The sequence below is a fragment of the Pseudomonas sp. BAV 4579 genome (genome assembly GCF_009765395.1).
Taxonomy (GTDB): domain Bacteria; phylum Pseudomonadota; class Gammaproteobacteria; order Pseudomonadales; family Pseudomonadaceae; genus Chryseomonas; species Chryseomonas aestiva.
In genome coordinates this window covers 1-6,383 of the sequence record NZ_WHOV01000138.1, presented here as the reverse complement: position 1 = coordinate 6,383, position 6,383 = coordinate 1, and the positions used below count along the sequence as shown (strand labels likewise).

General features: G+C 61.3%; 8 protein-coding genes and 2 pseudogenes. 1 reads left to right on the top strand and 9 read right to left on the bottom strand.

The annotated features are described in order from the left end of the window. The 8 genes and pseudogenes from GSQ95_RS21970 to GSQ95_RS21935 all read right to left on the bottom strand — a co-directional run. Positions 1-1,428 (bottom strand): annotated as a pseudogene (locus GSQ95_RS21970) (TIGR03752 family integrating conjugative element protein); the annotation flags it as partial. Then, a pseudogene (locus GSQ95_RS21965) lies at positions 1,412-2,318 on the bottom strand (TIGR03749 family integrating conjugative element protein). The pseudogenes GSQ95_RS21970 and GSQ95_RS21965, both read right to left, overlap by 17 nt. Beyond that, the gene (locus GSQ95_RS21960) at positions 2,315-2,971 is read right to left on the bottom strand and encodes a PFL_4703 family integrating conjugative element protein (protein ID WP_158897049.1); all 657 of its coding nucleotides are present in this window, start codon (positions 2,969-2,971) and stop codon (positions 2,315-2,317) included. The pseudogene GSQ95_RS21965 and the gene GSQ95_RS21960 overlap by 4 nt, the downstream one beginning before the upstream one ends. Then, entirely contained in the window at positions 2,968-3,348 is a 381-nt protein-coding gene (locus tag GSQ95_RS21955) for a TIGR03750 family conjugal transfer protein (protein WP_058778635.1), read from the bottom strand. The genes GSQ95_RS21960 and GSQ95_RS21955 overlap by 4 nt, the downstream gene beginning before the upstream one ends. A gap of 15 nt (positions 3,349-3,363) precedes the next feature. Then, positions 3,364-3,732 (bottom strand): TIGR03745 family integrating conjugative element membrane protein, encoded by a 369-nt coding sequence (locus GSQ95_RS21950; protein WP_158897050.1) that lies wholly within the window; start codon positions 3,730-3,732, stop codon positions 3,364-3,366. 20 nt (positions 3,733-3,752) lie between these two features. After that, positions 3,753-3,992: a TIGR03758 family integrating conjugative element protein gene (locus GSQ95_RS21945; protein WP_145009930.1), complete on the bottom strand. Its 240-nt coding sequence runs from the start codon at positions 3,990-3,992 to the stop codon at positions 3,753-3,755. Continuing rightward, a complete protein-coding gene (locus GSQ95_RS21940; protein ID WP_241493299.1) occupies positions 3,989-4,285 on the bottom strand; it encodes an RAQPRD family integrative conjugative element protein in 297 nt (98 codons plus the stop codon). Before GSQ95_RS21940 ends, GSQ95_RS21945 begins: the two co-directional genes overlap by 4 nt. 164 nt (positions 4,286-4,449) lie before the next feature. Further along, a complete protein-coding gene (locus GSQ95_RS21935) occupies positions 4,450-4,779 on the bottom strand; it encodes a hypothetical protein (protein ID WP_158897052.1) in 330 nt (109 codons plus the stop codon). A 514-nt stretch (positions 4,780-5,293) separates the two neighbouring features. Between GSQ95_RS21935 and GSQ95_RS21930 the strand changes: the two genes are divergently transcribed. Beyond that, complete coding sequence (locus GSQ95_RS21930) at positions 5,294-5,587, top strand: hypothetical protein (RefSeq protein WP_158897053.1); 294 nt, start codon at positions 5,294-5,296, stop codon at positions 5,585-5,587. A 330-nt stretch (positions 5,588-5,917) separates the two neighbouring features. Here GSQ95_RS21930 and GSQ95_RS21925 read toward each other — a convergent pair. Next, positions 5,918-6,383, bottom strand: a 466-nt coding sequence (locus tag GSQ95_RS21925) for a 3'-5' exonuclease (RefSeq protein ID WP_158973906.1), incomplete at its 5' end; no start/stop codon positions are given.

Here is a 6,383-nt window from a genome sequence, read left to right as displayed (position 1 = left end):
ACTCCCGCCGAGTGTTTTAACCACGCTGTTGCGTCGACCGGTTGAAACCACACCCCAGGCTGGACGTAAATGGCGGCGAAGGCCTGGCCGTAGAGCTTGTTTACCCAGGTGGAGATGTCGCTAACGCCCTGGTTCAGGATCTTGCCCATGGCCTCGTTGCCGGAGATTCCGGTCGTGCCGAGGGTGCCGCTGGAGGTCTGCACGTAGCTCGAGCTGCTGCCATCGCTCTTGATGAGCGAGGCCGCGCCGGCGCCGGCGGCCGTGATCAGGGCTTGAGAGCCGATGTACTGGGCAGCGTTAGGGGATACCGTAGGGATCGCTGATCCAGCCCATGCCCCCCTGGACCACGGCCGGCTGGCCATTGGTAGAGGCGTTCTGGTTGTTCTGCTGACCGCCGTTCTCTTGCGCTGCCGGCAGGGTACGCACGGTGCCGTCGGTGAAGACGAAGGTCATGCTGCGGATCTGGCCACGCACGCAGGACAGGGTCCAATCGCCTGAGGCGGTACCGCTCACGACAGCGCCGGCGACGTCGGGCAAGTCGATGCCGTTGGCGGTCAGGTTGTCCGGACCGATCAGCACCTTGAAGGGGTAGGGGTCATTGACCGTGCCGTCGACCGGTACGCGGCCCACCAGGGCGGTCATGGATACCGAGCCCATCAGTGTCGAGTTCTGCGGCAGGGTGTAGACCTTGCGGACTTTCTTGCGCGTCTGCTCATCGCCCCCCATCCCATCGGCGGCGCGCTGCGCACTACCTGAGGCTGCGTCCAGGGTCTTCTGGCCAGCGGTGCCGAATGACGTTGGAAAGGCGAAGCCGCTGGCCGCCTGGCCACTGCCGGCAGCGAGCGGTTTGCCGTTGGCATCGACCGCCGTACCGTCCTGCGGCTCAATCCAGACTAGGTCTGAGCTGCCGCTGCCTTTCTTGAACTGGTTGCCTTCGCCCGGGTTGATGCCGAGCCCGATAGGCATATCGCCGCCAGTACCTGCAGCGCCGCCCAACTGACTGCCCATCTGCGACAGGGTGTTGAGCTGCTTCTGCAAATTATCGACGAGTCCTTGGGTCTGCTTCTGCTGATTCTCCATGCCCTGGTTGATACCCGCCTGGACGCGGTTGTCGACCGTGCTGTTGATGTTGCTCAGTTGAGCCTTGAGACCTTCGTTCTCCCGCTTGGCCTCTTCGTTGTCTTTCAGGACCTTGCTCATTTGATCTTTCAGCTGTCGACTCTCGGCGACGATGGTGCGCAGGGTGTCGTTGGCCGTATCACCTTCAATGCCGAGCGCCTTGGCCTGTTCGGGGGTGAGCTGGGCGGATTGCGGCTGCTCAGGCTCTGCAGGCTTGCCGCGACCGAGCATTTTTACCCCGACGAAAACCACCAGGACAAGGAGGGGTAGCAGGGCGTATTTGAGGAGCGGGTTACTTCTGAGCTGCATGGCGTGCCTCCGGGCTCACCCGTGGATCAGCAGCGCTCAGGCTGGGCAGTAGCGACTGGCCAAGGCCGTGGTCCTTGGTGACCAGGTAGAGCACAGTGGTATCGCTGGCATCTCCGCGCGCACCGAGGTAGGGGTGCTGAAAGGTCGCCGTGGCGAAGTCGCCCATCAGCTCGCGGGGATCCAGGGCTAGGCGCTGGCCGGTCTGGTTACGCAGCTTTACGGCAGTCACCCAATGGTCGTCCAACCGCCAAGCGCCCAACTGGCTGGCCTCAACGGGCAGGGCTGGCAGCAGCGTCGACAGCTCCAGTCGCTTGTCGACCTTGACCTGGGCGACGCCATCGACCGGCTCCACCGTACGCAGCGGGGCATAGAGCATCTGGGCGGCATATCGCGTAAGCACGACAGGGACCGGTGTCTCGCGCTTGGGTGGGGCCGGCTCGTCGTCATCTTCATCAGCCTGACTGCTGGCCTTGGCTGTGGCCTTTGAGGCATTGCTTGCGCTGGTCGAAGCTGCCTGGCCATATCGGGTCGGGGTCGTATCGCCGGGCACGATCTTGATGGCTTCCAGCGGCGCATGGCCTTCCTGGGCGGGGGTCGCCGCGATGTCGGCCAGCATGATTTCGCCGGTGGCCGCGTTCTGCAGCTGCAGGCGGCTTGGCTCGATGGCGTCCTTGGCCAGCAGGTAGATGGCGCCGCCGGTGCTTTGCACCCGGATCTTGTCGGCGATGGCCGGAGGTACGCCGACGCGGACGTTGGCGTCGACGAACAGGATCCGCTCCTGGCCCACCACCAAAGGGGACGCGCTCCCATTTGCGGATCTCGATGGCCTGGGCGAGGCTGCTCAGCAGCAGGCCGCCCAGCACCAAGGCGAGGGAATGACTGGACCTCATGGTGTACCTCGGGCTTTAACTTCGATGCCGGCCTCGATCCGCTGCGGCTGACCGCTGTAGCAGTCCCACTTCATGCCCCAGGGGTTTTTCTCAGGATCGACGTCGGCTCTGACGACATGCAGCGGGTAGCGCGTGAGCGCTGTCTTGACCTTCTCGCCGCCCAGGTACTCGTTCGCGACGACATCGAGCATGACGGTCCACTCGCTATTGCCCAGCACCTGGACGCGCCGGGAGGGGTCATCGCCATAGCCCGATCCGGGTATCTCCGCCACGTTGCGGACGCGCCTGCGCAATTCGCCGGCATTACGTTTCAAGGCCTCATCGCCTTCCAGGTAGACCTTGCAGGACGGGGTGATGAAGTTGGCCAGCCGCGCGATGTTGTCGCTGTAATTCTTCTCGCCGTCGGATGGCCAGCTGTTCATCTGCTGGAAGATGTAGAAGGCGTAGGCATAGACCGATTCAGGCGGTATCTCCCACCAGGGGCGCGTGCTGCCTGAGCGTAGGTCCGGCGGCACATGAACGGTGAGATCCTTCGGCGCCGTGGACCAGCCATAGCCATTCCACATGGCGATGCCGGTCATGAGACCCAGTGCCAGCCGCAAGGTCGTGATATGGGCGCGCTGCGAGTCGGACAGCTTCCAGGCGCGACTCATAGCCCCACCATCCGCTTACAGGTCCAGCTGCCGCTACGGATCACCAGGCGGCGCCCGGCAATGCCCCAATGGGCAAGACGGCATTCCACCTGCCGCCACAGCCACGTTTCCGGGCGGCCGCGCTTCCAGCGACGTAGCAGCCGGCCGGCGAGCACAAGCCCCAGGGATCCACAGGCCAGTGCGGCAAAAATCGGCATGGCCGGTGTGGTGAAAAATGCCAACGGGATGCCGACCACAAAGCCGAAGGAGGCGCAGACGATGATGGTGGCGAACATCTCGTCGGTGGTCAGGCCGCCCACGACGACGGGTTGGGTATTGAGGCGATTTGGCAAGAAGCGAAGCGTGCCGTCCTCGTGCAGGTCCTGGGTGATGTCCATCTGCGCCGTCCTGCCTTACATGATGCCGCTGGCTTTGGTGACGATGAAGATCACCAAGCCGATGAGAATCACGCCGACGACAACCGTGGCGCCTAGGTCTTTCCAGGTTTTTTTGCCCGTATGGATCTCGTGATAGACACCGACGCCATGGGTAGCCACAACGATCAGGACAAAGGCACACAAGACCAAGGCAATCAGCATGAAGCCGTCGTAGCCGTAGTTCTTGAGGGTTTCGAGCCAGGTAGAACCTTCGCCGCGCGAGGGCGCTTGGGCGCTGGGTAGGGCGGCCTGGCTGACGGCAGGCAGCAAGGCCAGGCCGGCTACCGTAGAAGTGAAGCATTTGGCGCGAGCGCCGAGGGTGAACAGACGTTTGAGGGGCAGCATGGATTTCTCCTCGAGGGGGGTTAATGCAAGATCAGCCAGGACAGGACGAAGTAGAGGATCAGCCCCTTGATGAGGGCGCCCTTGGCCGCGGCGGGTTTGAGGTTCTGATTCGCCCAGCCCTTGTAGAGGCTGATGGCGAGCCAGGCGAACCAGAGGGTGGTGACGGCCATCGCCGCGGAGAGCCAGAACAGGTTGCTGGCGGAGGGCGGAATACCGCTCGCCGCCTGAAAGGCAGAGGTCTGCGCCGCGGTCATGCTCATGGCTGCGCGCCTTCGCGCTGGTACTGACCGGAGAGTTCGGCCGCATCGCGCGGCTGCGCGCGGCTTGGTGCCAGGTAGTCCTGCAGGCCCTGGCGGATCCGCGCGATGTCAGCGGCCAGACGGTTGTAGTCCAGGCGGTAGCGGGTGCTGCCATCGCTGGGCAACTCGGCGCTGCGCCGGGCGACGGCCTCGACAGCATTGAGCTGACGGATCATCACGTCGACGTTGGCCTGCTCGGAGGCGGTGCCGGCGGCTTGGGCCTGGCTCGTCAGGATCCCGAGCGCGATGGCCAGACTGCCGGAAAGGGCAAGGCGGCGGGTTGGCGTGCGAGAGTAGAAAGACAGTTTCACAGCAGGGCCCTGGGCTAGCGGGTGGATGCCGCACAGGATGCCGAGGGTCGTAGGCGAGGTCAGCGGGAAACCATTACTGCACCCAAATAGGTTGCAAACCCGCTTGTTTACTGACTTTGCGTCGGGGCAATAAGTCGCTTGAAAAACAGCAGAAAGCCGGTGGCCACCGCATAGCCAACACCCCAGCCCTGATTGCCCTGAGCAGTCTGCTGACCGATCTGGGCGCGGCCTTCTAGCACTGGCTGCACGCTGACCAGTTCCCAGCCGTCGGCGCCGAGGACTTGTAGCCGCGCCTGTCGCTCGGGATCGGCGAGGAAGGCGGCGATGTCAGGCGTACCGGTTTGCACCTCTTGCTTGAACAGCAGCCAGCCGCGCTCTTGGACGCGGTAGGTAAGGGGCGCGAATTCGGTGTGGTATTCGAAGCGGGCAGGGGACATGTACGGCTCCAGTTCGATGGATCGGCCATCATTGCCCTGGCCGCCAGTTCCTCGCCAGACGAAACCTTATCCACGTACATGAAGGTTTATCTATTTCGGATCTTGAGCTAGATACCTGTAAGCGAAACGATAAGGAAAAGCTATTGAAGGCGTTTCGCTTATAGTTTTTTTTGAACAGTATTGGTCTATCTCAGTCGAAGCTTTTTTGATCGCCGTGGCGAGGTGGTAATGAAAAAATTAGGCAAAGGCAATGGGCTTACTCCGCATGAGCGACATCTTTTAGAGGCCGAGCTGGCGAGCAGTCATAAACGTATTCGAAATGCGAAATCTGAGTTGCAGACACGCTTACGGCTTTACACTGAAGAGGTAGAACGGGCCAAGGCGATTGAGCGGATGCTGTCTGCTCATACGACGATGCATTAGCTCATCATTGAGCGGCCCAAGGTTTAAAGAGTAGTTGGTCCAGAACAAAATTCGGTGTTTCGTGGTCTGCAGAGAAATCACGGGAGGTCGTATGACCGAGACTGCCTTTCTCCCCGAAGAAGCCAGACAACGCTGGCAGGACCTTACCCATGCTATGGCCATCATGGGACTAGGACATCTAGCCAGGCTGTACGGGCAGCTTGAGGGTTACATCCTAGCGCTGCTCGACTTCGGCCGGCTTACAGCCCCGCAAGGCAAGCAGCTTCTCAAGGCGGCAGCTGATCTATTCGATCAGTGCCGATCTGAGTATCTCCGGCACAAGCAGAAGCCACGTCGGCGTATCGCCGGTGCGGTAGCTGACCGCATCAGGAAAAGCCAGTGCTGATCTGAAGGTATCTGCTGAGTGAAGGAGCGCTGCAATCGGAATTATGTGAGTGCTCAACTCTTCAATGGCCAAGGGACCAACCATGCCGCCCGAACACCGCTCTCGCTTCCTGCTATACATTGCAGGCTACTTTCCCGAAGACTTTCATGTCGACGTGGTGATTGCCGTTGGTGACGATGAGCCGTTACTAATCAAGATCGCGACATCCAGAGGGCTTTTAGCCTCATTCGAGACAAACGCAGCACAAGCCTTAGATGTCGTGGCAATGGGTGACATTGCACAGGAGCTCAAGAGACGCGTAGGGTATCTATAACATCTCACGCGGGGTTATCAGTCAGTTGTGTCTTTCCTGCCAGCGATACTCCCGTATTGCTCCTTGTATCGCTGCATTATGTCGATCACCAGCGAGTTCACCGCCAGGATCTGCATGGCCCTGGTCACCGAGACATACAGCAGGTTCAGTTCATCGTCGCGGCTGGCCCGGTCGATCTCGGGTGCCAGCGGATCAGCACTGAAATCGTCATAGAGCCCCACGAAGTCCCACTCCAAGCCCTTGGCCTTGTGCGCGGTCGTCAAGGTGACCGTGGCATCCAGCTCGCTGGCCACCGCGCAGCGCCGCAGCTGCTCGATGCGCTTGGGCAGGTCGAAGTAGGCCTCGATGATCCGTACCGAGCGCTGCATCTCCGGATCCTGGGTGGCTTTAGCGATCTCCTGGTATTGCTCAAAGTCACGGTAGTCGCGCAAGAGCTTCTTCTGCTGCACCAGGTCCTTGCGACCTCGGCTGAACTGGAACAGG

Coding starts and splice junctions, on each gene's coding strand:
- GSQ95_RS21960 (WP_158897049.1), bottom strand. CDS start 2,971: ATGAGTCGCGCCTGGAAGCTGTCCGACTCGCAGCGCGCCCATATCACG.
- GSQ95_RS21955 (WP_058778635.1), bottom strand. CDS start 3,348: ATGGACATCACCCAGGACCTGCACGAGGACGGCACGCTTCGCTTCTTG.
- GSQ95_RS21950 (WP_158897050.1), bottom strand. CDS start 3,732: ATGCTGCCCCTCAAACGTCTGTTCACCCTCGGCGCTCGCGCCAAATGC.
- GSQ95_RS21945 (WP_145009930.1), bottom strand. CDS start 3,992: ATGAGCATGACCGCGGCGCAGACCTCTGCCTTTCAGGCGGCGAGCGGT.
- GSQ95_RS21935 (WP_158897052.1), bottom strand. CDS start 4,779: ATGTCCCCTGCCCGCTTCGAATACCACACCGAATTCGCGCCCCTTACC.
- GSQ95_RS21930 (WP_158897053.1), top strand. CDS start 5,294: ATGACCGAGACTGCCTTTCTCCCCGAAGAAGCCAGACAACGCTGGCAG.